This is a genomic window from Streptomyces sp. EDA2-14 (assembly GCF_054963755.1).
Genome location: NZ_JBUEGE010000001.1, coordinates 758499 through 785124 on the forward strand (window position 1 = coordinate 758499; position 26626 = coordinate 785124).

Genomic DNA, 26626 nt, shown 5'->3' on the forward strand with positions numbered 1-26626 from the left:
AAACTTGTTCTAGATTAGCGTCCCCACGTAGTGTCCACGGGCAAGCAGGAAGAAGGGTGGCCTGGAGTGACCGCGGAGTCCTTGCGTATCGCTCTCCTCACGTACAAAGGCAACCCGTTCTGCGGTGGTCAGGGGGTGTATGTCCGGCACCTCTCGCGCGAGCTGGTCCGGCTCGGACACCGTGTCGAGGTCATCGGCTCCCAGCCGTACCCCGTGCTCGACGAGGGTGAGGATCTGGCGGGGCTCTCGCTCACCGAGCTGCCGAGCCTCGACCTGTACCGCAGCCCCGACCCCTTTCGTACACCGAAGCGCGACGAGTACCGCGACTGGGTCGACGCCCTTGAGGTCGGCACCATGTGGACCGGCGGCTTCCCCGAGCCCATGACGTTCTCGCTGCGCGCCCGCCGTCATCTGCGGGCCAGGCGCGGCGAGTTCGACGTCGTGCACGACAACCAGACGCTCGGCTACGGGCTGTTGGGGGACATCGGCGCCCCGCTCGTCACCACCATCCACCACCCGATCACCGTGGACCGGCAGCTGGAGCTGGATGCCGCCGAGGGCTGGCGGCAGCGGATGTCCAAGCGCCGCTGGTACGCGTTCACGCGCATGCAGAAGCGCGTCGCGCGCAGGCTGCCGTCCGTGGTCACCGTCTCCGGCACGTCCCGCGACGAGATCGTCGATCACCTGGGCGTACGGCCCGGCCGGATCAACGTCGTGCACATCGGCGCCGACACCGATCTGTTCTCGCCGAATCCGGCCGTGCCCGAGGTGCCGGGCCGGATCGTCACGACCTCCAGCGCCGACGTACCGCTCAAGGGCCTCGTCTTCCTCGTCGAAGCCCTCGCCAAGGTGCGGGCCGAGCAGCCCGACGCCCACCTCGTCGTCGTCGGCAAGCGGCCCGAGGAGGGCCCGGTCGCGCAGGCCATCACGCGCTACGGCCTCGAAGGCGCCGTCGAGTTCGTGAAGGGCATCAGCGACCAGGAACTCGTCGACCTCGTGCGCTCGGCGCAGGTCGCCTGCGTGCCCTCCCTCTACGAGGGGTTCTCGCTGCCCGCCGCCGAGGCCATGGCCACCGGCACCCCGCTCGTCGCCACCACCGGCGGCGCGATCCCCGAGGTCGCGGGGCCCGACGGCGAGACCTGCCTGGCCGTGCCGACCGGCGACCCTGGGGCGCTCGCCGCCGCGCTCGGCCGGCTCCTCGGCGACCGCGAGCTGCGCGCCCGGCTCGGCGCCGACGGCCGCGCCCGCGTCCTCGAACGCTTCACATGGGCGCGCGCCGCACAGGGCACCGCCGAGCTCTACCGCGAGGCGATGGGGGCCGCACCCCGGCCGACCGGCCCCGCACGCACCGAAGTTGTCACCGAAACCCCCCAGGAAAGCAGGGCCACGTGCTGACCGTCGACTTCACCCGTTTCCCGCTCGCCGCGGGCGACCGCGTCCTCGATCTCGGGTGCGGGGCCGGACGGCACGCGTTCGAGTGCTACCGGCGCGGGGCGCAGGTCGTGGCGCTCGACCAGAACGCCGAGGAAATCGCCGAGGTCGCCAAGTGGTTCGCCGCGATGAAGGAGGCCGGCGAGGCCCCCGCCGGTGCCACCGCGACGGCGATGGAGGGTGACGCGCTCCACCTGCCGTTCCCCGACGAGTCGTTCGACGTCGTCATCATCAGCGAGGTCATGGAGCACATCCCCGACGACAAGGGGGTGCTCGCCGAGATGGTGCGCGTGCTCAAGCCGGGCGGCCGGATAGCGGTCACCGTGCCGCGCTACGGCCCCGAGAAGGTCTGCTGGGCGCTCTCCGACGAGTACCACGAGGTCGAGGGCGGCCACATCCGCATCTACAAGGCCGACGAGCTCCTCGGCCGGATGCGCGAGGCGGGCCTCAAGCCGTACGGCACCCACCACGCGCACGCGCTGCACGCCCCGTACTGGTGGCTCAAGTGCGCCTTCGGCGTCGACAACGACAAGGCGCTGCCGGTGAAGGCGTACCACAAGCTCCTGGTCTGGGACATCATGAAGAAGCCCGCCCTCACGCGGATCGCCGAGGGCCTCCTCAACCCCGTCGTCGGCAAGAGTTTCGTCGCGTACGCCACGAAGCCGCACCTGCCGAAGGCCGACGGGGCCGCTGAGTGAGCAGCCCGGAGCGGACCGAACTCCTCGTACTCCCCGGCGTGCTGACGGCGGATCAGGCCGCGCAGACCGTCGCCGGGATCCTCGCCGTGCAGCGCGCGGACGGGGCGATCCCGTGGTTCCGCGGGCACCACCTCGACCCGTGGGACCACACCGAGGCCGCCATGGCGCTCGACGTGGCGGGCGAGCACGAGGCCGCCGAGCGCGCCTACGACTGGCTGGTCCGGCACCAGAACGAGGACGGCTCCTGGTACGCCGCCTACCGCGACGGCGACCCGCACGACGTGACGGACCGCGGCCGCGAGTCCAACTTCGTCGCGTACATCGCCGTCGGCGTCTGGCACCACTACCTGTCCACCGGCGACGACGCCTTCCTCGACCGCATGTGGCCCGCCGTGTGCGCGGCGACGGAGTTCGTGCTCCGTCTCCAGCGGCCCGGCGGCCAGATCGGCTGGAAGCGCGAGCCCGACGGCACACCCGTCGAGGACGCGCTGCTGACCGGCAGCTCGTCCATCCACCACGCCCTGCGGTGCGCGCTCGCCATCGCCGAACAGCGCGAAGAGCCGCAGCCCGACTGGGAGTTGGCGCTCGGCGCGCTCGGGCACGCCATCCGCAACCACCCCGAGCGGTTCCTCGACAAGAGCCGCTACTCGATGGACTGGTACTACCCGGTGCTCGGCGGCGCCCTGCGCGGGGCCGAGGCGAAGGCCCGCATCAAGGCCGACTGGGACACGTTCGTCGTCCCCCGTCTCGGCGTGCGGTGCGTGGACCCCAACCCCTGGGTGACCGGCGGCGAGAGCGCCGAACTCGCCCTCGCGCTCTGGGCGATGGGCGAATCCGACTGGGCGCTCGAGATCCTCCAGGACATCCAGCATCTGCGGGACCCGAAGACGGGCCTGTACTGGACGGGTTACGTCTTCGACGACCAGGCGATCTGGCCGGAGGAACTCACCACGTGGACCGCGGGTTCCGTGCTGCTCGCGGTGGCGGCCCTCGGCGGCGACGAGGCCACGTGCTCCGTGTTCGGCGGCGGACTGCTGCCGACGGGCGTCGAACCGGACTGCTGCCGGGCCGAAACGGCCTAGTACCTGCGCAGGCGGTTGGCGATCGCGTGGCCGATGAACAGGTAGACGACGGCGGCGAGGCCGTAGCCGGCGACCACACGGGCCCAGGCAGCGTCGAAGGTGAACAGGTCGTGGGACCAGCCGGCCAGCCACGCGGACGCGTCGTGGACGATCTGCACCAGGTCGTTGCCGCGATTGGCGTCGAACAGGTACATCACGATCCACAGGCCCAGGATCAGTGCCAGGACATCGGCGACGATCGCCACGATCCGGGCGGCCTCGTTGGTCCCTCGGTAATGCCGATTCGCAGACATGTCGATCGGTTGCCCCTGGAACCCCCCGTGAAACCCGGACGGGCTCGCCCGAGTGGCGCACGCCACGGGGCCGGGTGACGCTGCGACGAGTGCACCCCGAGGCCCGGAGGTAGGCCGCCGTGACCCGTTCCCCCCTGTCCGTACGACGACTGATCATGGCGTTCCTGCTGTGCGGGGCGCTGCTCGCGGGCACCACCGCGTGCGGCTCCGGCAGCGATTCGGCGTCCGCCACGAAGGCGTCGTCGAACGCCACGTCGAGCCCCACCTCGAAGGCCGAGAAGCAGAAGTTCGCCAAGACCCGCTTCGCGGCGAACGCGGGGCTCGCGGCGGGGGCCACGTACCAGTGGATCGTGAAGCCGTACCGTGCGGGCAAGTTCAAGGCGGGCGCGGACGGCCGGAGGTTCGCGCTGATCAAGGCGGGGCTCGCGGGCGCGTTCACGTACAACAGGCTGAAGGCCGCCTCGAAGAACGCCGAGGGCGACCCGACGCTCTCGAAGGCGGTCGGGCCGCTGTCGGCCGGCATCGCGTCGCTGAAGGGCCTGTCGACCAAGCTGCGCAAGGGTGACGGCCTCGGCGATGTGACCTCCTCCTTCAACGAGGTCATCAACGGCGTCAAGGACGCGGGCAAGAGCGCGGGCGCCGAGGTGACCAACAAGGTCCCGTCGGCCTCCCAGCTCACCAAGGGCTCCTAGCCGCCTAGGAGTTCAGCTCCGCCAGTACGCGCATCGTGTGCGGGTCCGGGGACAGGACCAGGAGGTCCGTCACCGGGCCCTTTCGCCACAACTCCAGGCGCTCGGCGATCCGTTCGCGCGGGCCGACGAGCGAGATCTCGTCGGCGAAGGCGTCCGGCACGGCCAGCACCGCCTCCTCCCTGCGCCCCTCGGCGAACAGGTCCTGGATGTGCCGGGCCTCGGCCTCGTACCCCATGCGCGCCATGAGATCGGCGTGGAAGTTGCGGGTCGCGTGCCCCATGCCGCCGATGTAGAAGCCGAGCATCGCCTTCACCGGAAGCAGTCCCTCGGCGACGTCGTCGCAGACCTTCGCGCGGGCCATGGGCGCCACCGTGAAGTCGTCCCGCAGCTCCGTCAGCGACGCCTCGTACACGTCCGTCCGCGTCGGCGACCAGTACAGCGGGAGCCAGCCGTCGGCGATCCGCGTGGTCTGCGCGATGTTCTTGGGCCCCTCGGCGCCGAGCAGGATCGGCAGGTCGGAGCGGAGGGGGTGTGTGATGGGCTTCAGGGGTTTCCCGAGTCCTGTGCCGTCCTCGCCCCGGTACGGGTGCGAGTGGAAGCGTCCGTCGACCTCGACGGGGCCCTCGCGCCGCAGCACCTGCCGTACGACGTCCACGTACTCGCGGGTCGCCGTCAGCGGGGAGCGGGGGAACGGGCGCCCGTACCAGCCCTCGACCACCTGCGGCCCGGAGAGCCCCATGCCGAGCATCATGCGGCCGCCCGACAGGTGGTCCAGGGTGAGCGCGTGCATCGCGGTCGTGGTGGGGGAGCGGGCGGCCATCTGCGCGATGGCCGTGCCGAGCCGGATCCGCGAGGTGTGCGCGGCGAACCAGGTGAGCGGGGTGAACGCGTCGCTGCCCCAGGACTCGGCCGTCCACACGGAGTCGTAGCCCAAGTCCTCCGCATCCCGGACGAGTTGCAGATGGTCGGGGTTCGGCCCGCGTCCCCAGTAGCCGAGTGCGATTCCGAGCCGCATGCGCGCCCCCATATCTGATGAACCGTCAGTTCAGCTTACGGTGCGCGACTGTACGCGAAAGGCCCCTCGCCCGGAAGACGGGCGAGGGGCCTTGAACTGCTTTGATCCCCGTGGGGGCGGGACCGGTCAGCCGCGCTGGATCCCCGAGGTGTCCTGGAGCACACCGCGACGGCCGTCCTGCGTCTGGGCGACGAGGCCGGGGCCCCGCTGCTCGACCGCCAAGTACCAGGTACCCGGAGCCAGTTCCGCGATCTGCGACTGCGAGCCGTCCTCCGCGAAGAGCGGGCGCGGCACCGGCACGGCGAACCAGAACGGCGAGAAGTCCGCGGCCGGCGGCTGCGCGGCGGCCTGCGGAGCCGGGGCGCCGCCCTGCTGCGGCTGACCACCGTACGGCTGCTGCTGGCCGGGGCCCGGCTGCTGCGCACCGTAGGGCTGCTGCTGGCCGGGGTGCTGCTGGGCGCCGGGGTAGCCGTAACCCTGCTGCGGCTGGCCGCCGTACGGCTGCGGCTGCTGCGGGCGCGGGGCGCCGAGGAGGGCCCCCTTCAGCGCCGGGACCAGCGGCGTCGCGATCGCGGCGGCGGCCATGACCAGCGTGGCGACGAGGGCCAGGATCAGGCCGATGCCGGGGCTCACGCTGTTGGCGGAGCTGCCGCCGCCGTTGTCGGCGCCGCCCAGCGGGTCGAAGATGTTGCCGAGCGCCGCCCACGCCGCCAGCACCGTGGCCGCGATGCCGAACTGACCGAGGTCGATCCCCGCGACCTTGCGGGCCTCCGGCATACCGCGGCTGACCACGATGAGCACGGCGCCGATGATGCCCGCGAGCACCACGCTCATGAGAACCGGGCCGCTCTCCCAGGAGTTCGGGAACTCGACGCTGTCGGGCGCCCCGTCGACGGAGTAGATGTCGAGGAACGAGGCGATCAACAGCAATACCGCTGCTCCGATCACCACGCCGTCGCCTCGAGTGAGGGAGCGGATATTCACTGCAAGTCCTTAGTCGGTCGTCGGTCGTCTGGTCATCGGGTGGAGGCGGTGCCTCGCGCAGGGGGCCCCACATCGTACGGAGGACACTATCGTCCGAGTCCGGGGAGTGTCTGCCGAGATCCGAAGGGTGACCGTCACCCGCCGAGGAAACCCGCGATTCCCTCGGAGATGCCCTTCGCCGCCTTCTGCCGCCACGGGCCCGAGGTCAGCAGTGCGGCGTCCCGCGAGTCCCGCATGTTGCCACACTCGATGAAGACCTTCGGAACCTTCGAGAGGTTGAGTCCTCCCAGGTCACTGCGGGTGTCGAGGCCCGTGCCGCCGCCGATGTAGTTCGACGGGGCCTGGCCCGTCGCCCGGACGTAGCGGCCCACGACGCGCTCGCCGAGGTCCCGCGAGGGCTTCACGATCGACGTGGTGTCGGCGGCTCCCGCGTGCACGGATGCGGGAAGGATCACATGGAAGCCGCGGTTGCCCTCGCCCGATCCGTCCGCGTGGACGGAGACGACGGCGTCGGCCTTCGCGCTGTTGCCGATCCTGGCCCGCTCGTCGACGCACGGCCCCCAGGACCTGCCACCGTCCTGCGTCAACCGCACGGTCGCGCCCTGCTGTTCCAGGAGCGTCCGCATGCGCTTCGCCACGTCCAGCGTGAACCGGGCCTCGGTGTACCCGGCATTGGTGGACGTACCGGTGGTGTCGCACTCCTTGCTGCCGTTGCCCACGTTCACGGACCGGTTGATCTCGGTGGCGTGCTGGAAGTTGCCCGGGTTGTGGCCGGGGTCGATGACGACGACCTTGCCCTTGAGGGGGCCGGAGAGGGCCTTGGCGGGAGCCGTGCTCGCCTTCTTCTCCGCCTCCGACGCGGAGGCGGACGGCGATCCCGGTCTGCCCGCGGACTTCGAGGGGGCGGCGCTCGACTCCTGCGGGTCCTTCGCGCCCTGCGCGTCCTGCGTCGGCGAGGCCGTCGACGACGGCCCGTGCGCGGGCAGCACCCGCGGCGGCTCACTGTCTCCCGGACCGCTCACGACCTGCCACACCAGCCATCCGGCGAGCGCCGTGGGCACCAGCGCGGCGAACGTGACGAGCACGGGGCGTCCGCCGAAGCGGCGCCGCGGAGCCTCGCCACGGCCGTCCCAGCCGTCGGGATCGAAGCCATCGGGTTCCGGACCTACGTATGACACGTTGCTGACCTTAACCGTGCGCTCAGATCCCCGCGCCGCTTCGACGCAGGACGCGCAGGGAGTCGCACTGTGAGACCTCGGTGAACGCCCCGGACGCGAGTGCCCGCTGGTACACGCGGTACGGCGCCTGCCCCGTCCACTCGTCGTGCTTCACGGGGAAGACGTCGTGGATGAGGAGGTAGCCGCCCTCGGCGACGTGCGGGGCCCAGCCCTCGTAGTCGGCGTTCGCGTGCTCGTCGGTGTGCCCGCCGTCGATGAAGACGAGGCCGAGCTTGCCGCCCCACACCTTCGCCACCTGAGGCGACTTGCCGACCAGCGCCACCACGTGGTCCTCCAGGCCCGCCGCGTGCAGCGTGCGCCGGAAGGTGGGCAGGGTGTCCATGAGCCCCACCACCGGGTCCACGGTCTCCGGGTCGTGGAAGTCCCAGCCCGGCTGCTGCTCCTCGCTGCCGCGGTGGTGGTCGACCGTGAGGGCCGTGACCCCGGCCGCGCGGGCGGCGTCGGCGAGCAGGATCGTGGAGCGCCCGCAGTACGTGCCGACCTCAAGGAGCGGCAGCCCGAGCGCCGCCGCCTCGACGGCGGCGGCGTACAGCGCGAGCCCTTCGCCGAGCGGCATGAACCCCTTGGCCTTCTCGAAGGCGGCGAGGACGTCCGGGGCGGGGGTGCTCCCTGAAGTGGTCATGCCCACATGCTGCCGTACGCCGCCGAGCGCCCGCTCAGCAGCCCTGCCAGAGCCGGGTCATGACCCGCACCCCGAACCGCAGCCCCTCCAGCGGCACCCGCTCGTCCACGCCGTGGAACAGGCGGCCGTAGTCCAGGTCGGCCGGGAGCTTCAGGCCCTTGAAGCCGAAGCAGCGGATGCCGAGCTTCGTGAACGCCTTGGCGTCGGTGCCGCCCGGATTGCAGTACGGGACCGGGTGGCCGTCCGGGTCCTCGGCGCGCACCGCGTCGCACATGGCGTCGACGAGCGGCCCGTCGAACGTCGTCTCCATCGCGATGTCGTGGTTGACCCACTCGCGGGAGACGGAGGGGAGCAGCAACGCGTCGATGGCGTCGATCAGTTCCTGCTCGTGGCCGGGGAGGAAGCGGCCGTCGACGCGGGCCGTGGCCTTTCCGGGGATCACGTTGGTCTGGTAGCCGGCCGTGAACATGGTGGGGTTCGCGGAGTTGCGGAGCACCACCTGCATGAAGTCCGCGACGTGGCCCAGCTTGGCCAGCTCGGCGTCCAGGTCCTCGGCCTCGAAGTCGATGTCCACGCCCTGGAGGTCGGCGGCCTCCTGGAGCAGGGCTCGTACGGGCTCGATGAGACGGACGGGGAACGTGTGGCGACCGATGCGGGTCAGGGACTCGGCGAGGTCGGTGACCGCGTTCTCGTCGTTGGGCGACGAGCCGTGGCCCGCCCGGCCGTTCGCCGTCAGCTCCATCCAGGCCATGCCGCGCTGGGCGTTCTCGATCGGGTAGAGGCGCCGGGTGTCGTCGAGGGCGTAGCTGAACCCGCCGCCCTCGCCGATCGCCTCGGTGACGCCCTCGAAGAGGTCGGGGCGGTGCTCGACCAGCCAGTGCGCGCCGAACTTGCCGCCCGCCTCCTCGTCGGCGAGGAACGCGAGGACCAGGTCGCGGGACGGCTTCGTGCCCGTCCGCGCGAAGTGGCGGGCGGTGGCCAGCATCACGGCCACCGTGTCCTTCATGTCGATGGCGCCGCGGCCCCAGAGGTAGCCGTCGCGGATCTCGCCGGAGAACGGCGGGACCTGCCACTCGGCGGCGTCGGCCGGGACGACGTCGAGGTGGCCGTGGACGAGGAGGGCGCCGCGCGTGCGGTCGGCGCCCTCGATGCGGGCGATGACGCTGGAGCGGCCCGGCGCGCTCTCCACCAGCTCCGAGGCGATGCCGACCTCGGCGAGACGGCCCACGACCCAGTCGGCGCAGGCCCGCTCGTCGCTGGTCGGGTTGGAGGTGTCGAAGCGGATCAGCTCGGCGCAGAGCTCGACGACTTCGCGCTGGGCGTCCTCGGAGGCGAGGGTGGCTGGGGTGGTCATGCCGCTCCTACGGGGGTCTGCTCGGCCTCGGCGGGGAGCGCGTCCTCGTCGTCGGCCAGGGTGGTGGTGCCGTACGTCCTGATCCAGCCGAGCAGTCCGAGCACGGTGTAGAGGACGAACGCGGTGGCCAGGGAGTTCAGGGCCGGGATGCCGCCGTCGTAGAACTTGCCGACGCAGAAGGCCGCCGCCCAGATCACCAGGGACATGGGGACCCAGGTCGGGGAGGTGGCGGGCAGCGTGCCCGCCTCGCGCGTCTCGTCGAGCGGCCTGCGCATCCTGCGGACCACCCAGTACTCGGCGACGACGATGCCGCCGATGGGCGGGATGGCCACGCCGAGCACCGAGAGGAAGTCGGTGAAGTGGGTCATGATGCCGACCGCGGAGAGGGCGGTGCCGGCGACGCCGAGGGCGATGGTGACGGCGCCGCGGTGCAGGCGCTTCTTGAAGACAACCTGGAAGAAGTTGACGACGCCGAGCGAGGAGCCGTACAGGTTCCAGTCGTTGATCTTCGCGGTCGACATCAGGACGACGAGGACGCCGAAGACGCCGGACGTGGAGAGCACGATCTGCGAGACCTGGTCGCTCTTGACCATGTGGCCGAGGAGGACGCCGGTCAGGCCCACGATGTACTCGGAGAGGATCATCGAGGACGCCGTCTGAAGGAAGACGTGGCTGCCCTTCTTGTTGTAGCGGGTCATCTCGGGCGCCACGATCGCGCCGGTCATGTAGCCGCCCGCGATGGCGGTGGCGGCGACCGAGAGCGGGATGGCCTGGCCGGGCGGCGGGGAGCTGATGAGGTCGCCGATGGAGTGGTCGCCGAGCGCGTCGATGACGGACCAGGCGACCATCGCGAAGAAGAGGGGCGTCACGATCTTCGCGAAGATCGCCATGTAGCGGAAACCGAAGATGACCAGGACCGTGATGGCGAGGCCCGCGACGATGCACCACAGCCACGACGGGCCGCCGACCAGCGACGAGACGCTGTCGCCGAAGATCGTGTTCTGGACGCCGAACCAGCCGACGAGGCTGACGGCGATGATGAAGCTGACGAGCGCGGAGCCGTTGCGGCCGAAGCCCACCCAGCGGGTCAGCAGGGGCGTCGCGAGGCCTTCGCGCATGCCCGCCATGCCGATCAGGAAGATGACCACTTCGAGGATGACCGCGCCGAGCGTGAAGGCCCAGAACGCGTCGCCGAAGGTCATGCCGACGCCGATGGTGGCGCCCAGGGTGAACTGCGAGATGGAGCCGGACTGGGCCAGCCACTGGAGCAGCATCGTCCAGAAGCCGAGCCGCTTGTCCTTGGGGACTCTGGACAGCGCGTAGTCGTCGCTGCCCACGCTCTTCTTGGTGGTGGCCATGGCGTCACGACTCCGTGGGTGCGTTGCCGAGGGTCTGAAGGTGGGCGAGCGAGCCGTAGCGGCTCACGAGGGCGTCGAACTCCGCGGCGTCGTGGAAATCGATGCGCCCGCCGCCGTACGCCTTCGCGGTCTCGACGGCGAACCGGGCGGCGGCCGCGATGTCGGTCTCGTGGCTGGCGCCGGTCTGGCAGCCGGGGACCGCGGCGGCCGAGGTGAGCGCGAGGCCGACGACCGGGGCGGCGGTCGCCGTGGCCGGCTGAAGGATCGAATTGATGTGATGTGCACCGTTACCGTACGGCGTGATGTCCTGCGTGGTCACGGGGTACGTGACCAACGGCTCACCGGTGACGACGGCGAGCAGCTCGCCCAGCTCCTCGCTCACCCGCAGCACCCACCCCTCCTTGACGGTGGGTGACAGGGCGACGCCCTTGTGGTTGATGATGCGGTTGCCCTTGGTCGTGTCGATGGAGAGCACGGCCTCCATGTCCTCGGTCACCTCGTGCCGGTTCATCGTCGCGATGTCGACCGGCGAGTCCATGAACGGCACCGGGTCGTGCGGCGCGGTCGGCGCGTCCGGGCAGACGTGGGTGGCGATCACCACGTCGCCGTCGAGCACGTCGCCGCGGCGGCGCATGTCGAGGAGCTTCGCGGCGGTGGCCAGCGCGGCGGCGGCGCCGTCCGCGTCGGAGACGAGCCCGGTCATCTCGGGCCGGGCACCGACCCCGCCGAGGCGGCCGACGACGCCGAGCGTGCGGGCGCTGCCGCCCCGGCTGCGGCCCTGGGCGCCCGGGATCCGGACGAGCACGAAGTCGGTGGAGCCGCGCTCGCCGTCCACCGTGGTGATCTCGGCGCCGGAGCCCTCGGGGCCCGCGACCGAGTCGAGGTAGGCGACGGCGCGCTTGCCGTCGGCGTCGGGGTCGTCCAGCAGATCGACGACATCGAGGACGTACTTCAACATGCGGGATCCCTCTCACTGCTCACCGCGCCGCGCTCACTGCGCTGCGCCCGGTCGCGGTTCCACCGGTACTGACAGCAGATTCGGGATCGGATAGCGTTGTCGGCAAGTATTTCCCGTTATCTGCAATACAGGTCTGGATGGTGAGATGGCGTGCCGGAGATCCCGCTCGACCGGAAGACCCCGGCCGGCGCCCTGCAGACCGTCGACCGGGCCCTCCTCGTGCTGCTCGCCTTCGAGCGGACGCGGCCCGACTGGGGCGTGACGGAGGTCGCCGCCGAGTTCGGCTGGGACACCTCGGTCGCGCAGCGGCTGCTCTCGACGCTGGCCGGGCGCGGCTTCCTGGTCTCCGACCCGACGACGCGGCGCTACCGGATCGGCCCGGCGGTGCTCAGGCTCGGCCGCCTGTGGGAGCGCTCGGGGTCCCTGGAGCTGCTGGCAGGACCGGTGCTCGAAGAGCTGCGGGCGGCGACCGGCGACACGGTCCTGTTCTGTCTGCCCGACAGCTTCCACATGCGCTGCGTCGCGGCCGTCGAGGGCGAGGAAGGACCGCTGCGCTACTACCCGCTGGTCGGCGAGCTGTACCCGGCGCACGCGGGCGCCACCAGCAAGTCGTACTACGCGTTCCTGCCCGACGAGCAGCGCCACCGGCTCTTCCGCAGCCGCCCCATGGCCCGCTTCACGGAGCGCACGGTGACCGACCCGGACGAGCTGGAGCGGGAGTTCCGCACCGTCCGCGCGCAGGGCTACGCCTGGACGGTCGGCGAGTACGACGCCGGGATCGGCACCGTCGCCGTGCCGGTCTTCCTCGGCCGCGAGCCCTACGGAAGCCTCAGCCTCGGCGCCGCCAAGGAGCGCTTCCCCGACGGGCCCGACGACCGGCTCGACGTCCTGCGCAAGGCGGCCGGACTGCTGGAGCGGCGTCTGACGCATCCGCCGCAGCGCGCCCGCCGCGGCGAGCGCACCGCCAAGTGACCTGTACGCACGCCCCTTTGATCGGAGCCACCCGCACCATGAATCTGCTGCTGCTCTCCAACTCCACCCAGTACGGCCAGGGTTACCTGGAGCACGCGCTCGACGTCGTCACCGGTTTCCTGCCGCCGAACGCCCGTCTCGCGTTCGTGCCGTACGCGCTCGCCGACCACGACGCGTACACGGCGCGGGTGCGCGGCGCGCTGGAGGGCTCGGGGATCGAGGTGCACGGTGTCCACGAGGGCGGCGACCCGCTGGCCCAACTGGATGCGGCGGACGCGGTGTTCATCGGCGGCGGCAACTCGTTCCGCCTGCTGAGCGCGCTGTACCGCACCGGGCTGCGGGACGCCGTGACGAAGGCGGTCCGTGCGGGCCTGCCGTACATGGGCGCCAGCGCGGGCACCAACATGGCGGCGCCCACCCTCCGTACGACCAACGACATGCCGATCGTGCAGCCGCCGTCCTTCGAGACGCTGGGCCTGGTCCCGTTCCAGATCAACCCGCACTACCTGGACGGGGACCCGTCCTCCACGCACAAGGGCGAGACCCGCGAACAGCGCCTCACCGAATTCCTGGAGGAGAACGACGTCCCGGTCCTCGGCCTGCGGGAGGGCTCGTGGCTGCGGGTCGCCGACGACCGGGCGTCCGTGGAGGGCGCGCACGCGGCGCGGCTCTTCCGGCGCGGGGCCGAGCCGCAGGAGCTGGCGGCGGGCTCGGACGTGTCCGAACTCCTCGGCGTCGGGGCGACGTTCGACGTGGGGCGCTGAGCGTCCTACTCGGCCGGAGGCAGCGCCAGCCACTCCTGCCAGGTGAGGTCGCGGCCGATGAGGCGCGGCTGCCGGAACGGCCAGTCGGCCGCGATCCACTCGGGGACGAAGGTGTCGAGCGTGCGCTCCTCGTCGTTGCCCGCGAGGTCGTCCACGACCCACCAGGAGATCTCCCCGTCGGCGCCGGTGCGCTCGGGCGGATCGATGTAGACGCAGCCGAGGAGCGCGCTCTCCTCCTCGTTCAACAGGGCGTAGTTGAACGACTGGTGGGCCGCGATCTCCTGCTCGTGCCGCAACAGGTCGACGCGGTCCGCCTCGTACGTCATGGTCTCGGCGGGCCAGCCCCAGGCCGGTCCGAAGATCTCCCACAGGCGCTCGCGCGAGCCCATCACGGCGGGGTAGTCGATCGCGGTGTCCGCCTCCCGGATCGGCCTCAGGTGGAGGGCGGTTCCGGGCACGGGTACGTGGGTGGGGTGGACGAAGTCGTCCGGCAGCCAGGTCATGAGGGGCGAGCGTACTGGCGGCGCGGCGTCCGGAGTACCGGATAAAAGCGGAGGGGACGCCTCACGCTCCCGCGTGACGCGTCCCCTCGCCGGGGCTGCCCGAAGCCCGGCGACCGCTACCGCACCGACTCGGCGAGCGCCTCGAGCGCCAGGTCCACCCGCACCGGACGGTTCTCGCCGTGGTGGGTGGCGGCCGAGGCGCGCGGGGCGTGGCCGGCGGCCGTGGTCGCGAGGACGTAGGAGCCCCCCACCGGGACGTCGAGGGCGTAGCGGCCCTCGGTGTCCGTGAGGGCGGCGCCCGCCTGGCGGCCGCGGCGGTCGATCAGGGTGACCTTGGCGCGGGCCACCGGCAGACCCGCGGGGTCGAGGACGCGGCCGTGGAAGTGGGCGGCGAGCGTCTCCTCGACGCGTTCCAGGACGGCGTCCTCCTCGCTGCTGGCGCGCAGCTGCACCGTCGGCCTGGCGCGCCCCGGTAGGCCGAAGGCGAGCAGCACGCCGACCGCGACGGCGGCCGTGGCGATGAGGAAGGAGACACGGAAGCCGTGCATCGTCGGGACGGCGACGCCCTGCACGTTGTTCGCCGTGTTGGCCAGCACCATGCCGATGACCGCCGAGGACACCGACGTACCGATGGAGCGCATCAGGGTGTTGAGTCCGGTGGCCGCACCGGTCTCGGACGGGTCCACCGCGCCGATGATCAGGGCCGGCAGGGAGGAGTAGGCGAGGCCGATGCCCGCGCCGATCAGGACCGAGATGATGATGGTCTGCCAGGCGGCGCTCATCAGGCCGAGGCCCGCGCCGTAGCCGATCGCGATGATCAGCATGCCGAGGATCAGGGTGACCTTCGGGCCGAACCTGGCGGAGAGCCGGGCGTAGACCGGTGCCGTCATCATCATCGTCAGGCCGAGCGGCGCCACGCACAGACCCGCGACGACCATCGACTGGCCGAGGCCGTAGCCGGTGGCCGACGGCAGCTGGAGCAGCTGCGGGAGGACCAGGGAGATCGCGTAGAACGCGACCCCGACCATGATCGAGGCCAGGTTGGTGAGCAGGACCGTACGGCGGACCGTCGTGCGCAGGTCCACCAGCGGGGCCTTGAGGCGCAGCTCCATGAAGCCCCACGCGACGAGCACGACGAGCGCGGCCGCGAACAGGCCGAGCGTCGTGCCCGAGCTCCAGCCCCAGTCGCTGCCCTTGGTGATGGGCAGGAGGAAGAGGATGAGGCCGAGGGTGAGGCCGAGGGCGCCCGCGACGTCGAAGGTGCCCTGCGCGCGCAGCGGGCTCTCCGGGACGAAGACGAGGGTGAGGACGATCCCCACGACACCGAGTCCGGCGGCGCCGAAGAACAGCGCGTGCCAGTCGGCGTGCTGGGCGACGAGTGCGGCGGCCGGCAGGGCGAGTCCGCCGCCGACGCCGATGGAGGAGGACATCAGGGCCATCGCCGAGCCGAGCTTCTCGCGCGGCAGCATGTCCCGCATCAGGCCGATGCCGAGCGGGATGGCGCCCATGGCGAAGCCCTGGAGCGCGCGGCCGACGATCATGACGACGAGGTTGTCGGTGAATCCGCAGACCAGGGAGCCGAGCACCATGATGGCGAGGCTGGCGAGCAGCATCCGCCGCTTGCCCGCGAGGTCGCCGAGGCGGCCCATGATCGGGGTCGAGACGGCGCCCGCGAGCAGCGTCGACGTCATGACCCAGGTCGCGTTGGACGGGGCGGTGTTCAGCAGCTCGGGCAGGTCCTTGATCACCGGCACGAGCAGCGTCTGCATGACGGCCACGGTGATGCCGGCGAAGGCGAGGACGGGGACGACGCCGCCTGACGGGCGGGCTTGAGTCGTCGGCTGGGACATGAAGGAAGGCCTCCGGAAGGCGGTCTTGGTCCCTTGACGGGGACGGCGAACGCGCGCCGCCGGGGTCGGGGCGCGCGTTGTGCGGTCGGTGTGCGGGCTGTGTACGGGCAGGTTGTGTGTATGTCGAACCGGTTGGCTGGGGCGACTATTCCGACGGTCGTCGTACGAGCGGAATCCTTTACTTCTTCATTACGTCTCGGGCCGGTGAACGCTTGTTTCTGACTCGGTGTCAGATTTGCTCTTCCGGTCTACTGGAACGTGTTCTACCGTGCGCCGCATGGGCATCGCCATCACGCAGGAACAGCGGGAACTCGCGGACGCCGTGCGCGGTTGGATCGCGCGCGCCGTACCGCCCGACGAGGTGCGCAAGCTGCTCGACGCCCCGGCCGCCCCCGGCCGCCGCCCCTCCTACTGGGACGGCCTCGCCGGGCAGGGCCTGCTCGGGGTGCACCTCCCCGAGTCGTACGGGGGCGGGGGCGGCGCCCTGCTCGACCTCGCGGTGGTCGTGGAGGAGGCGGGCCGCGCGGCGCTGCCCGGACCGTTCGCCGGCAGCGTGCTCGCCGCCGAAGTGCTCCGCAGGGCCGGGCGGCCCGCGCTGACCAGGACCCTCGCCGAAGGGGAGCGGATCGGCGCCGTCGCCTTCGGGACCGGCCGGCTCAGCGCCGTCGCGGGGCCCGACGGGCTCGTCCTCGACGGCGCCGCGCCGCCCGTCCTCACCGGCGCCGACGCCGATCTGCTGGTCCTCGCGGCGGAGAGCGCCGACGGCGTCGTGTGGTTCGCCGCCGACGCCGACACCCCCGGCCTCACCGTGCGCGTCCACGAGAGCGGCGACCCGACCCGGCCCACCGCAGAGGTCACGGCGTCCGGTGCCGTGGTGCCCGCGGAGCGCGTGCTCGACGTGGACGGCACCCTCGTCCGCGACCTGGCCGCCGTGCTGCTGGCCGCCGACGCCTGCGGCACCGCCGCCTGGGCGCTGCACACCGCCGCCGAACACGCCAAGGTGCGCGAGCAGTTCGGGCGGCCCATCGGACAGTTCCAGGGCGTCAAGCACCTGTGCGCCGACATGCTGGTCAGGGTCGAACAGGCGGCGGCACTGACCTGGGACGCGGCGCGGGCGCTCGACGAGGACGAAGAGGGCGAAGGGGAGGGCGAAGGAGGAGGCGCCGGGGAGGACGTGCGCGGGCTCGTCGCCGCGCTCGCCGCCGGGGCCGCGCTCGACGCCGCGTACTCCTGCGCCAAGGACTGCATCCAGATCCTCGGCGGCATCGGCTTCACGTGGGAACACGACGCCCACCTGTACCTGCGCCGCGCCGTCGTCGCCCGCCAGCTGCTCGGCGCGGGCGACGCGCACCGGCTGCGTGCCGTGCGGCTCGCCGAGTCGGGCGCCCGCCGCGAGCTGCGGTTCGCACTGCCCGCCGAGGCGGACGGATACCGGGAGGCGGCGCGGGGCGTCATCGGCGAGGCGCGGGGCCTCGACCCGAAGGCGGCGCGGCGGGCCCTCGCGCCGACCGGGTACGCGGCGCCGCACCTCCCGGAGCCGTACGGGCTCGGGGCCGGGCCCGTCCAACAGCTGGCGGTGCAGCAGGAGTTGAAGGCCGCCGGGGTCAAGGTCAGCGACCTCGGCATCGCCACGTGGGTCGTCCCCTCCCTCATCTCGTACGGCACCCGGGAGCAGCGCGACCGGCACCTCCCGGCGACCCTGCGCGGCGAGACGCTGTGGTGCCAGCTGTTCTCGGAACCCGGCGCCGGATCCGACCTCGCCGCACTGCGTACGCGGGCGGAGCGGATGCCCGACGGGCGGTGGCGGATCAACGGGCAGAAGGTGTGGACGAGCGCCGCGCAGTGGGCCGACCACGGCATCCTGCTCGCCCGGACCAATCCGGACGCGCCCAAGCACAAGGGTCTGACGTACTTCCTCATCGACATGAAGAACACGGACGGCATCGACATCCGCCCGCTGCGCGAGATCACCGGCGACTCCCTCTTCAACGAGGTCTACTTCGACGACGTGGTGCTGCCCGCGGACGCCGTGGTCGGCGAGCTCGACGACGGCTGGCGCGTCGCCCGGCACACGCTCGGCAACGAACGGGTGCACATGGCGGACCAGTTGACGTTCGACACCGGCCTCGAAGCGCTGCTCGCGCGGGCGGGCGAGCTGGACGGGGCGTACCGGGCCCGCGTCGGCGCCCTCGCGGCGGAGGCGCACGCACTGGGGTGCATCGGGCTGCGGACGACCATGCTTCAGGTGGCGGGGGAGGGGCCGGGGGCGGGGGCCTCCGTCCGCAAACTCGTCCAGACGCCGCACCAGCAGAAGGTCGCGGAGCTGGCCCTTGAACTGCTCGGCCCTGCGGGGGCGCTCCGCGAGGGGGCGGGGGAGCGGGCGCTGCACGGGTTCCTGCTGTCGCGGTGCCTGACGATTGCGGGCGGGACGACGCAGGTGCAGCTCAACGTGGTGGCCGAGCGGATCCTGGGCCTCCCGAGGGATTGAGTCGACCGGGGAGGAGGTGCGGCAAAAAGGGGCGCGGGGAACTGCGCGCGCAACCACAGACGACCGCACGCGGCGGCGACCCGGCCGCATGTGGCCGCCCCCGTAGTCTCGCCCCGTGGAACTGAAACACCTCACCGGGTTCGTGGCCGTCGCCGAGGAGCTGCACTTCGGGCGGGCTGCCGAGCGGCTGCACATCGCGCAGTCGCCGCTCAGTCAGCAGATCAAACTGCTGGAGCGCGACCTGGGCGTGAAGCTCTTCGACCGCACCACCCGCACCGTCCGTCTCACCCCCGCCGGACAGGCGCTCGTGGAGCCGGCGCGGCGGCTGCTCGCGGACGCGTCCGCCGTGCGCAGGACGGTGCGGGCCGCGCACCTGGGGGAGGTCGGCCGGGTGTCCGTCGGCTTCGCCGGGGCCAGCAGCTACGCGGCGCTGCCGCTGCTCACCCGCGCCGTCACCTCGCAACTGCCCGGCATCGAGCTGGTGTTGGCGGGCCAGACGTACAGCGGCGAGGCGCTGCGCCGGATCACCGATGGCACCCTCGACATCGGCTTCGTGGCGCTGCCGGTGCGGCGCGGCATCACCGCCCGCGTCGTCCGCATGGAACGCCTCGTCCTCGCCCTGCCCGACAGCCACCCGCTCGCCGACCGCGCCGAGGTCCCGGTGCGCGCGCTCGCCGACGAGCCCATCGTCACCTTCCCGCTCTCCCGCGAGTCGGCGGTGCGGGACGCCATGGTGCAGGCGTGCCACGACGCCGGGTTCGCGCCCCGGATCGCGCAGGAGGCCCCGGACTCGTACAACATGCTGGCGCTCGTCGGCGCGGGTGTCGGGGTCGCGGTCGTCGTCGAGTCGGCGCGCAACATCCACCTGGAGCACGTGGTGTTCCGGCCGCTGGCCGGGGACGAGGTGCCGGTCCTGCCGATCGCGCTCGGCTGGCGCACCGGCAACCCCTCGGCGGCGCTGCAGGCGGTGCTGCGGGTGGCGGAGGACGTGCTGCCGACACCGGAGGACGCCCCGCGGGCCGCGGACCCCGGAAGGTGATTGTGCGCGATCGCGGCTCAATCGGCCCCGGAATTGGTCTTGGACAGCGCCTAATGCGCGGGGGCAGAGTGATCCGCGTCTCGCGACGGAGCGTGCACGGGCCGCGGTGTCCGCACCGGACGTGCGGGACCCGCCGCACCGAGAGGACGCTCGCATGCCGCAAGACGCCCCCGCGCAGCCCGCCACCGACGCCGCCCCGGATGCCGCCCCGGATCCCGCCCTCGCCAAGGACGCCCGCCGCGCCGGAGTCACCGCGTTCGTCGGCACCACCATCGAGTGGTTCGACTTCTACATCTACGGATCGGCGTCCGCGCTGGTCCTCGGCAAGATCTTCTTCGCCGACGCCTCGCCCGCGGTCGGCACGCTCGCCGCGTTCGCCACGTTCTGGGTCGGCTTCCTCGCCCGCCCCCTCGGCGGCCTGATCTTCGGGCACTTCGGCGACAAGTACGGCCGCAAGAAGGCCCTGGTCACCACGCTCACCATGATGGGCGCCGCCACGTTCTGCGTGGGTCTGCTGCCCGGCTACGACCGGATCGGGGCCGCCGCACCGATCCTGCTCGTCCTCCTGCGCATGATCCAGGGCGTCGCGATGGGCGGCGAGTGGGGCGGCGCCGTGCTCATCGCCACCGAGTACGCCCCGCCCAAGCGGAAGCTGCTGTACGGGGCGTTCGCCCAGCAGGGCTCGCCGGTCGGCAATCTGCTCGCCACGCTGGCCTTCCTCTTCATCGCCCAACTCCCGGACGACGCCTTCGAGTCGTGGGGCTGGCGCGTGCCGTTCCTGTTCTCGGCGGTGCTGGTGGCGGTCGGCCTCTTCATCCGGCTGAAGCTCGCCGAGACGCCCGAGATGCAGGCCGCGCTCGCCCGCAACAAGCCGGTCAAGCTGCCCATCAAGACCGTGCTCAGCCGCTACCCGATGCTCGTCCTCCTCGGCGTCCTCGCGGGTACGGCGGGTGTGGCCATCACCTACGTCAAGACGACGTTCGCCCTGTCCTGGGCCACGTCCGACCTGGACTTCGACCGGTCGACGTTCCTCACCGTCATCTCGCTCGCGCTCGTGGTGCAGGTGATCGTGCAGCCCTTCGGCGCGGTGCTCGCGAGCAGGTGGCCGGTGCGCAAGGCCGTGCTGTGGATGCTGATCCCCGAATTCGTGGTGCTGCCGCTGATGTTCATGCTGGTCGGCACCGGCAACTTCTGGCTCGCCGTCCTCGGCATGGGGCTCGCGACCTTCCCGCACGCCATGTACTACGCGGCGCTCGCGGGCATCCTCGCGCGGGTCTTCCCCGTCGAGGTCCGCTACACGGGCATGTCGCTGTCGTACCAGCTGTGCACGACGCTCTTCGCCGGTACGGCGCCGATCGTCTCCCAGTACCTCCTGACGTCCTTCGACTCGATCTGGCCGGTCGTCGCGCTCGGCCTCGCGTACACGGCGATCACCCTCGCGGGTGTGCTGCCGCTTCTTGCCCGCACCGGCTCGCCCACGCCCGACCGTCCCTGACGCCACGGGGCTCCGCCCCGGACCCCGCGCCTCAATCGCCGGCGGGGCTTGATGGTGCCCACCCGACACATGGAGGTCCCCCATGAACTACGCCGACCGCGACCCCGTACTCCGGCCGCTCCTCGACCGCGTCCTGACCGCAGAGGACCGTGACCGGGTCGAACCGCTGCTCGCCGAACTCGGTGAACTCGCCGCCGGGGAGCTCGACCGGCAGGCCGCGCTCGCCGACGCCCACCCGCCGCACCTCGTCCAGTACGCCCCCGACGGCACCCGGATCGACGAGATCGCCTTCCACCCGGCCCACGACAAGGCCGCCGCCATCGCCTACGAGCGCTTCGGCCTCGCCGGCATGTCGCACAGGCCCGGCGTCCTCGGCTGGCCCACCAAGGTCCCGCACACCGTCAAGTACGCCCTGTCCTACCTCTACGTACAGTCCGAGTTCGGCATGGCCTGCCCGCTGTCCATGACGGACTCCGCCGCCCGCATCCTGCGCCTCTTCGACCCCGAGCGGTACGCCGCCGAGATCGCCGCACTCTCCTCCACCGACCCCGAACTCCGCTCCACGGGCGCGATGTTCATGACGGAGAAGCAGGGCGGCACGGACGTCGGACTGACGGAGACGGTCGCCACCGACCAGGGCACGCACTGGACCCTCACCGGCAAGAAGTGGTTCGCCTCGAACCCGTCCGCCGACGTGGTCCTCACCCTCGCCCGCGTCCCCGGCCAGGGCGACGGCACGCGCGGCCTCGGCATGTTCCTGATCCCGCGGCTGCGCCCCGACGGCACCCGCAACGCGATCCGCATCGACCGCCTCAAGGACAAGCTGGGCTCCCGCTCCATCGCCAGCGGCGAGGTCACCCTCGAAGAGGCGTACGCGACACCCGTCGGCGAACTCGCCAACGGATTCCGGCAGATGGCCGAGATGCTCAACGTCTCCCGCCTCTCCAACGCCATGCGCGCCACCGCCCTGATGCGCCGCGCCGTCCGCGAGTCCGTCGACCACACCCGCGTACGGCACGTCTTCGGCAAGCCCCTCTTCGACCAGCCGCTGATGCGGGCCACGCTGCTCCCGATGATCCTCGACACGGAGGCCGCGCTGCATCTGGTGCTGGAAGCCGCGGCCCGTCTCACCGCCGCCGACGAGGGCGACGCCGATGCCCGCGCGCTCGTCCGCGTCCTCACCCCGCTCGCCAAGCACACCCTGTGCAAGCGCGCCCGCACCGTCACCGGCGAGGCCATGGAGATCCGCGGCGGCAACGGCTACATCGAGGACTGGGTCAACCCGCGCCTCGTCCGCGACGCCCACCTCGGCTCCATCTGGGAGGGCTCCTCGAACGTCATCGCCCTCGACGTCCTGCGCTGCATGCGCCGCCAGAACGCCCACGCCACCCTCGCCGACACCTACGGCGACCGCCCGCAGACCCGCGACAGGTGGGAGCTGCTCCGCAAGAAGGGCGAAGAAATCCTGCAACTCCCGCAGGACGAGCAGGAGATGCGGATCGGCCGGTACGCCGACGAACTGACCCGTGCCGTCATGGAGACCCTCCTGTACGACCAGGCCGACCACGAGGCCCGTACGAGCGGTGACGGCCGCGCCCTGCTCGTCGCCCGCGCGTACACGGCGCTCGCCGACGACCCGGCCGCGCTGCCCCGCACCGCCCTGGACCACTTCGCCGCGCTCGCCGACGGCGGACCGGTCCCGCTCTCCGAACTCCAGGAGGCCGACCGTGCCTGACAGCACGCCGCTCGCCGGTATGAAGGTCGTCGACCTCTCCAAGATCCTCGCCGGTCCCTACGTCACCATGTCGCTCGCCGACCTCGGCGCCGACGTCATCAAGGTCGAGCACCCGGAGGGCGGCGACCCCACCCGCTCCTGGGGCCCGCCGTTCAACGGCCCGGACGCCACCTACTACTTGGCCGCCAACCGCAACAAGCGCTCCGTGGCCCTCGACCTCAAGTCGGATGCCGGACAGGAGGCCGTGCACCGGATGCTCGCCGACGCGGACGTCATGGTGGAGAACTTCCGCCCCGGCTCCTCGCTCGCCCGCCTCTTCGACTACGAGGAGCTGAGCGCCCGCTATCCGCGCCTGGTCATCCTGCACATCTCGGCCTTCGGTGACACGGGCCCGCTGCGCGACGAACCGGGCTACGACATGGTGGCGCAGGCGAGCGCCGGACTGATGTCCCTCACGGGGGAGCCGGACGGGCCGCCGGTCAAGGCCGGGTACGCGATGGGCGACCTCGGCGCCGCCCTCTTCGGCCTGATCGGCGTCAACGCGGCCCTCGTCGAGCGCGAGCGCACGGGCCGCGGCCAGTACGTCACGACCTCCCTCTACGAGTCCCAGCTCGCCCTGCACATCAACTGGGCGACGGGCTACTTCGCCACGGGTGAGCGGCCGGGGCGCCTCGGTTCGGGCCACCCCAGCCTCGTCCCGTACCAGGCGTACCGGGCCGCCGACGGGCACTTCGTCATCGCGGTCGGCAACGACGCGCTCTTCCGCCGTCTCGTGACCGCCCTCGGTCACCCGGAGTGGGCGGACGACGAGCGCTTCGCGGCGAACAGGGACCGGGTGACGCACCGTACGGCCCTGAACGCCAAGCTGGAGGCGGTCCTCGTCGACGAGCCGGTCGCCCACTGGGTGGGGCTGCTCAAGCCCCTCGGCGTGCCCGTCACCCCCATCCGCACCCTCGACGAGGTCTACGACTGCCCGCAGACGGCGGCCCTCGACATGGTGCAGAAGGTCGACCACCCGGACGTGGGGCCGCTGGAGCAGGTCGCGTTCCCCGTCACGTTCCGCGGCGCCCGCCCCGCAGTGCGCTCGGCGCCGCCGACGCTGGGTCAGCACAGCCGGGAGGTACTGGCCGAAATCGGTTACGGGGAGGCGGAGATCGACCGTCTGCTGGGCCTCTGAGGCCTTCCGTTGGACGGCTCGCCCTGCCACTATCTGACGAACCGTCAGATAAGGCAGGCAGTGGCAGGAGGGCTCGCAGCCATGAAGTCGTACATCGTCGGCGTCGGTATGACCAAGTTCGAGAAGCCCGAGACGCGGGACTGGCAGTACTGGGACATGGTGAAGGAGGCGGGCACGACGGCCCTCGCCGACGCCGGGATCTCCTACGAGGACGTGCAGCAGGCCCCGGTCGGCTACTGCTTCCAGGCGTCGACGGCGGGCCAACGCGCCACCTACGAGCTGGGGTTGACCGGCATACCGGTCTACAACGTCAACAACAACTGCGCTACGGGTTCGACGGCGCTGATGATGGCCCGCCAGTTCGTCGAGGGCGGGATCAGCGACTGCGTGCTCGCGCTCGGCTTCGAGAAGATGCAGCGCGGCGCGCTCGGGGGAGGGGCCGACGGAGGGGACTTCAAGACCTCGCCCGTGGCCCGCCACTACGGGATCATGGCGGCCCGCCACGGCTTCGAGATGTCGCCGCCCACCGCCCAGATCTTCGGCGACGCCGCGCGCGAGCACATGGAGCGGTACGGCACGACCGAGGCGCAGCTCGCGGCGGTCGGCGCCAAGAACCACCGGCACTCGGTGAACAACCCGTACGCCCAGTTCCAGGACGCGTACACGGTCGACGAGATCCTCGCCGCCAAGACGATCCACACGCCGCTGACGAAGCTCCAGTGCTCGCCGACCTCGGACGGCGCGGCGGCGGCGGTCGTCGTCTCCGAACGTTTCGTGGAGGAGCGCGGGCTCGGCGACAAGGCGGTCGAGATCGCCGCCCAGTCGATGACGACCGACACCGAGGAGTCCTTCGCCTCGGGCTCCTGCATCGACGTGGTCGGACAGCCCATGTCGCGGGAGGCGGGCCGCCAGGTGTTCGAGGCGTCGGGCCTCGGCATCGAGGACGTGGACGTCGTCGAACTGCACGACTGCTTCTCCGTCAACGAACTCCTCACCTACGAGGCGCTCGGCATGTGCGCGGAGGGCGAGTCCGGCAAGCTCGTCGAGTCGGGCGCCACGACGTACGGCGGGACGTGGGTGGTGAACCCGTCCGGCGGGCTGATCTCCAAGGGCCACCCGCTGGGCGCCACCGGCATCGCGCAGGCCGCCGAGCTGACGTGGCAGCTGAGGGGCGAGGCGGGCGCGCGACAGGTGCAGAACGCGCGGGTCGGCCTCGCCCACAACATCGGCCTCGGCGGCGCGGCGGTCGTGACGATGCTGCGGCGGCCGTGAGCAGCCGGGAACGTGTGGCCCGGGACCACGGGGCCTAGGACCGCGGCCCTATGCCGGGCGGACCACGGCGGTTGCGGCGAAATCCGGATGTACGGGGTACCTGGCGGCTGAGACCATGACACCCATGTCCCAGACTCCCCCCGACGCCGCTTCCGCAGCCGCCTCCGACGACGCGATACGTTCCCGTGGCCGGGCGCCCGGCGCCCCGCCCGCCTGGCTGGTGGTGGCCGTGGCCTGCGCCGGGCAGTTCCTCGTCGTCCTCGACGTGTCCGTCGTGAACGTGGCGCTGCCGTCGATGCGCACCGACCTCGGGCTCAGCGCGAACGGGCTGCAGTGGGTGGTGAACGCGTACTCGATCGCGTTCGCCGGCTTCATGCTGCTCGGCGGCCGGGCCGGTGACCTCTTCGGCCGCAAGCGGATGTTCCTGGTCGGGCTCGGCCTGTTCACGCTCGCCTCGCTCGCGGGCGGGCTCGCACAGGAGGGCTGGCAGCTCCTCGCGGCGCGCGCCGCGCAGGGCCTGGGCGCCGCCGTCCTCGCGCCCTCCACGCTGACGATCCTCACCTCCGCCGTGCCCGAGGGACCGGCGCGGGCCCGGGCCATCGCCACGTGGACCGCCGTCGGGGCGGGCGGCGGCGCGGCCGGCGGGCTCGTCGGCGGTGTCCTCACCGAGGGGCTGAACTGGCGCTGGGTGCTGCTGATCAACGTTCCGCTGGGCGCGGTCGTCCTCGCGGCGGCGGCCCGCTGGATCAAGGAGTCCCGCGCGGGCGGCGAGCGGCGGCTCGACCTGCCCGGCGCGGTGCTCGTCACGGCGGGCACGGCAGTCCTCGCGTACGGCATCGTGCAGACGGAGGCGCAGGGCTGGGGCGATCCCGCGACGCTGGTGGCGCTGGCGGCAGGACTGCTGCTGATCGTCGCCTTCCTGCTGGTGGAGGCGCGGACCCGGCTGCCGCTGATGCCGCTCGGCCTGTTCAAGGTGCGCTCGGTGGCGGTGGCGAACGCGGCGATGTTCGTCTGCGGCATGGGCTCGTTCGCCATGTGGTTCTTCATGACCCTGTACGCGCAGAACGCGCTCGGCTACACGCCCATCGAGGCGGGCTTCGCGCTGGTGCCGAGTTCGCTCGCGGTGGTCCTGGGCTCGAAGTTCGCGCCGCGGCTCATGCCGCGCTACGGGGCGCGGAACGTGGCGACGGCCGGCGTGCTCGTGACCGCGGCCGGATTCCTGTGGCAGTCGACGATGACCGCGGACGGGGCGTACGTCACCACGATCATGCTGCCCGGAATCGTGATGATGGCGGGGGCCGGCTGCGCGATGACCCCGCTGGCCTCGCTGGCCACGTCGGGGGCCGCGCCGGGGGACGCCGGGCTGGTGTCGGGGCTCGTCAACACGGCCCGGACGCTGGGCGGGGCGCTGGGCCTCGCGATCCTCTCCACGGTCGCCACGAGCCGCTCCGCGGGTTCCGTGGATCCGGTGGCGCTCACCCGCGGGTACGCGGCGGCGTTCGCGACGGGGGCGGGGATCCTGGTGGTGGCCGCGGTGGTGCTGCTGGCGGGCATGCGGAGCACTTCAAGCCCCGCCGGCGATTGAGGCGCGGGGCCCGGGGCGGAG

General features: G+C 71.9%; 23 protein-coding genes. 13 read left to right on the plus strand and 10 right to left on the minus strand.

Annotation, left to right across the window (positions count from 1 at the left end; translation table 11 throughout):
• Window positions 1-66: 66 nt before the first annotated feature.
• The 3 genes from ACY34M_RS03340 to ACY34M_RS03350 are packed head-to-tail and all read left to right on the plus strand — an operon-like array spanning window position 67 to window position 3211.
• Entirely contained in the window at window positions 67-1395 is a 1329-nt protein-coding gene (locus ACY34M_RS03340) for a glycosyltransferase family 4 protein (RefSeq protein ID WP_462717513.1), read from the plus strand.
• The gene (locus tag ACY34M_RS03345) at window positions 1389-2129 is read left to right on the plus strand and encodes a class I SAM-dependent methyltransferase (RefSeq protein WP_462717514.1); all 741 of its coding nucleotides are present in this window, start codon (window positions 1389-1391) and stop codon (window positions 2127-2129) included. Before ACY34M_RS03340 ends, ACY34M_RS03345 begins: the two co-directional genes overlap by 7 nt.
• Window positions 2126-3211: a prenyltransferase/squalene oxidase repeat-containing protein gene (locus ACY34M_RS03350; protein WP_462717515.1), complete on the plus strand. Its 1086-nt coding sequence runs from the start codon at window positions 2126-2128 to the stop codon at window positions 3209-3211. The genes ACY34M_RS03345 and ACY34M_RS03350 overlap by 4 nt, the downstream gene beginning before the upstream one ends.
• On the opposite strand, the gene ACY34M_RS03355 is transcribed toward ACY34M_RS03350, so the two are convergent.
• Complete coding sequence (locus tag ACY34M_RS03355) at window positions 3208-3504, minus strand: hypothetical protein (RefSeq protein ID WP_462717516.1); 297 nt, start codon at window positions 3502-3504, stop codon at window positions 3208-3210. The two genes, ACY34M_RS03350 and ACY34M_RS03355, sit on opposite strands and share 4 nt — an antisense overlap.
• Window positions 3505-3659: 155 nt before the next feature.
• On the opposite strand from ACY34M_RS03355, the gene ACY34M_RS03360 reads away from it, so the two are divergent.
• Window positions 3660-4196 (plus strand): hypothetical protein, encoded by a 537-nt coding sequence (locus ACY34M_RS03360; protein ID WP_462717720.1) that lies wholly within the window; start codon window positions 3660-3662, stop codon window positions 4194-4196.
• A 4-nt stretch (window positions 4197-4200) separates the two neighbouring features.
• Here the strand turns inward: ACY34M_RS03360 and ACY34M_RS03365 are convergent, their stop codons facing one another.
• The 7 genes from ACY34M_RS03365 to ACY34M_RS03395 form a co-directional block, all read right to left on the minus strand.
• The gene (locus tag ACY34M_RS03365) at window positions 4201-5211 is read right to left on the minus strand and encodes an LLM class F420-dependent oxidoreductase (protein WP_462717517.1); all 1011 of its coding nucleotides are present in this window, start codon (window positions 5209-5211) and stop codon (window positions 4201-4203) included.
• Between the two features lie 126 nt (window positions 5212-5337).
• A complete protein-coding gene (locus tag ACY34M_RS03370) occupies window positions 5338-6195 on the minus strand; it encodes a hypothetical protein (protein ID WP_462717518.1) in 858 nt (285 codons plus the stop codon).
• A 134-nt stretch (window positions 6196-6329) separates the two neighbouring features.
• The gene (locus ACY34M_RS03375; RefSeq protein WP_462717519.1) at window positions 6330-7373 is read right to left on the minus strand and encodes an N-acetylmuramoyl-L-alanine amidase; all 1044 of its coding nucleotides are present in this window, start codon (window positions 7371-7373) and stop codon (window positions 6330-6332) included.
• A gap of 22 nt (window positions 7374-7395) precedes the next feature.
• Window positions 7396-8055: a class I SAM-dependent methyltransferase gene (locus ACY34M_RS03380; RefSeq protein ID WP_462717520.1), complete on the minus strand. Its 660-nt coding sequence runs from the start codon at window positions 8053-8055 to the stop codon at window positions 7396-7398.
• Between the two features lie 34 nt (window positions 8056-8089).
• Window positions 8090-9409 carry a M20/M25/M40 family metallo-hydrolase gene (locus ACY34M_RS03385; protein WP_462717521.1) on the minus strand — a complete coding sequence of 440 codons (1320 nt, stop codon included), beginning with the start codon at window positions 9407-9409 and terminating at the stop codon, window positions 8090-8092.
• Window positions 9406-10767: a cytosine permease gene (locus ACY34M_RS03390; RefSeq protein ID WP_462717522.1), complete on the minus strand. Its 1362-nt coding sequence runs from the start codon at window positions 10765-10767 to the stop codon at window positions 9406-9408. The genes ACY34M_RS03385 and ACY34M_RS03390 overlap by 4 nt, the downstream gene beginning before the upstream one ends.
• Before the next feature lie 4 nt (window positions 10768-10771).
• Window positions 10772-11725, minus strand: a complete 954-nt coding sequence (locus tag ACY34M_RS03395; RefSeq protein ID WP_462717523.1) for a DUF1177 domain-containing protein — start codon at window positions 11723-11725, stop codon at window positions 10772-10774.
• 150 nt (window positions 11726-11875) lie between these two features.
• Between ACY34M_RS03395 and ACY34M_RS03400 the strand changes: the two genes are divergently transcribed.
• Both ACY34M_RS03400 and pepE read left to right on the plus strand, forming a co-directional pair.
• Window positions 11876-12697: an IclR family transcriptional regulator gene (locus ACY34M_RS03400; RefSeq protein WP_462717524.1), complete on the plus strand. Its 822-nt coding sequence runs from the start codon at window positions 11876-11878 to the stop codon at window positions 12695-12697.
• Between the two features lie 38 nt (window positions 12698-12735).
• Entirely contained in the window at window positions 12736-13461 is a 726-nt protein-coding gene (gene pepE / locus ACY34M_RS03405; protein WP_462717721.1) for a dipeptidase PepE, read from the plus strand.
• A 5-nt stretch (window positions 13462-13466) separates the two neighbouring features.
• Here the strand turns inward: pepE and ACY34M_RS03410 are convergent, their stop codons facing one another.
• Both ACY34M_RS03410 and ACY34M_RS03415 read right to left on the minus strand, forming a co-directional pair.
• Window positions 13467-13964 carry a GNAT family N-acetyltransferase gene (locus ACY34M_RS03410; RefSeq protein WP_462717525.1) on the minus strand — a complete coding sequence of 166 codons (498 nt, stop codon included), beginning with the start codon at window positions 13962-13964 and terminating at the stop codon, window positions 13467-13469.
• A gap of 116 nt (window positions 13965-14080) precedes the next feature.
• Window positions 14081-15814: an MFS transporter gene (locus ACY34M_RS03415; RefSeq protein WP_462717526.1), complete on the minus strand. Its 1734-nt coding sequence runs from the start codon at window positions 15812-15814 to the stop codon at window positions 14081-14083.
• A 277-nt stretch (window positions 15815-16091) separates the two neighbouring features.
• On the opposite strand from ACY34M_RS03415, the gene ACY34M_RS03420 reads away from it, so the two are divergent.
• From ACY34M_RS03420 to ACY34M_RS03450, 7 genes are all read left to right on the plus strand, one after another.
• Window positions 16092-18302 carry an acyl-CoA dehydrogenase gene (locus ACY34M_RS03420; protein ID WP_462717527.1) on the plus strand — a complete coding sequence of 737 codons (2211 nt, stop codon included), beginning with the start codon at window positions 16092-16094 and terminating at the stop codon, window positions 18300-18302.
• Window positions 18303-18417: 115 nt separating this feature from the next.
• On the plus strand, window positions 18418-19341 hold the full coding sequence (locus ACY34M_RS03425; protein ID WP_462717528.1) for a LysR substrate-binding domain-containing protein: 924 nt from the start codon (window positions 18418-18420) through the stop codon (window positions 19339-19341).
• Between the two features lie 154 nt (window positions 19342-19495).
• Window positions 19496-20836 carry an MFS transporter gene (locus tag ACY34M_RS03430; protein ID WP_462717529.1) on the plus strand — a complete coding sequence of 447 codons (1341 nt, stop codon included), beginning with the start codon at window positions 19496-19498 and terminating at the stop codon, window positions 20834-20836.
• 82 nt (window positions 20837-20918) lie between these two features.
• Entirely contained in the window at window positions 20919-22571 is a 1653-nt protein-coding gene (locus ACY34M_RS03435) for an acyl-CoA dehydrogenase family protein (RefSeq protein WP_462717530.1), read from the plus strand.
• Complete coding sequence (locus ACY34M_RS03440) at window positions 22564-23748, plus strand: CaiB/BaiF CoA transferase family protein (RefSeq protein ID WP_462717531.1); 1185 nt, start codon at window positions 22564-22566, stop codon at window positions 23746-23748. The genes ACY34M_RS03435 and ACY34M_RS03440 overlap by 8 nt, the downstream gene beginning before the upstream one ends.
• An 81-nt stretch (window positions 23749-23829) precedes the next feature.
• On the plus strand, window positions 23830-25020 hold the full coding sequence (locus tag ACY34M_RS03445; RefSeq protein WP_462717532.1) for a lipid-transfer protein: 1191 nt from the start codon (window positions 23830-23832) through the stop codon (window positions 25018-25020).
• A gap of 115 nt (window positions 25021-25135) precedes the next feature.
• Window positions 25136-26605 carry an MFS transporter gene (locus ACY34M_RS03450; protein ID WP_462717533.1) on the plus strand — a complete coding sequence of 490 codons (1470 nt, stop codon included), beginning with the start codon at window positions 25136-25138 and terminating at the stop codon, window positions 26603-26605.
• Window positions 26606-26626 lie beyond the last annotated feature (21 nt).

Excerpts from the sequence above, each read along its gene's own strand:
- ACY34M_RS03365 (WP_462717517.1), bottom strand. The coding sequence starts at position 5,211 with ATGCGGCTCGGAATCGCACTCGGCTACTGGGGACGCGGGCCGAACCCC.
- ACY34M_RS03395 (WP_462717523.1), bottom strand. The coding sequence starts at position 11,725 with ATGTTGAAGTACGTCCTCGATGTCGTCGATCTGCTGGACGACCCCGAC.
- pepE (WP_462717721.1), top strand. The coding sequence starts at position 12,736 with ATGAATCTGCTGCTGCTCTCCAACTCCACCCAGTACGGCCAGGGTTAC.
- ACY34M_RS03355 (WP_462717516.1), bottom strand. The coding sequence starts at position 3,504 with ATGTCTGCGAATCGGCATTACCGAGGGACCAACGAGGCCGCCCGGATC.
- ACY34M_RS03450 (WP_462717533.1), top strand. The coding sequence starts at position 25,136 with ATGACACCCATGTCCCAGACTCCCCCCGACGCCGCTTCCGCAGCCGCC.
- ACY34M_RS03420 (WP_462717527.1), top strand. The coding sequence starts at position 16,092 with ATGGGCATCGCCATCACGCAGGAACAGCGGGAACTCGCGGACGCCGTG.
- ACY34M_RS03410 (WP_462717525.1), bottom strand. The coding sequence starts at position 13,964 with ATGACCTGGCTGCCGGACGACTTCGTCCACCCCACCCACGTACCCGTG.
- ACY34M_RS03380 (WP_462717520.1), bottom strand. The coding sequence starts at position 8,055 with ATGACCACTTCAGGGAGCACCCCCGCCCCGGACGTCCTCGCCGCCTTC.
- ACY34M_RS03385 (WP_462717521.1), bottom strand. The coding sequence starts at position 9,409 with ATGACCACCCCAGCCACCCTCGCCTCCGAGGACGCCCAGCGCGAAGTC.
- ACY34M_RS03360 (WP_462717720.1), top strand. The coding sequence starts at position 3,660 with ATGGCGTTCCTGCTGTGCGGGGCGCTGCTCGCGGGCACCACCGCGTGC.
- ACY34M_RS03435 (WP_462717530.1), top strand. The coding sequence starts at position 20,919 with ATGAACTACGCCGACCGCGACCCCGTACTCCGGCCGCTCCTCGACCGC.
- ACY34M_RS03390 (WP_462717522.1), bottom strand. The coding sequence starts at position 10,767 with ATGGCCACCACCAAGAAGAGCGTGGGCAGCGACGACTACGCGCTGTCC.
- ACY34M_RS03445 (WP_462717532.1), top strand. The coding sequence starts at position 23,830 with ATGAAGTCGTACATCGTCGGCGTCGGTATGACCAAGTTCGAGAAGCCC.
- ACY34M_RS03430 (WP_462717529.1), top strand. The coding sequence starts at position 19,496 with ATGCCGCAAGACGCCCCCGCGCAGCCCGCCACCGACGCCGCCCCGGAT.
- ACY34M_RS03415 (WP_462717526.1), bottom strand. The coding sequence starts at position 15,814 with ATGTCCCAGCCGACGACTCAAGCCCGCCCGTCAGGCGGCGTCGTCCCC.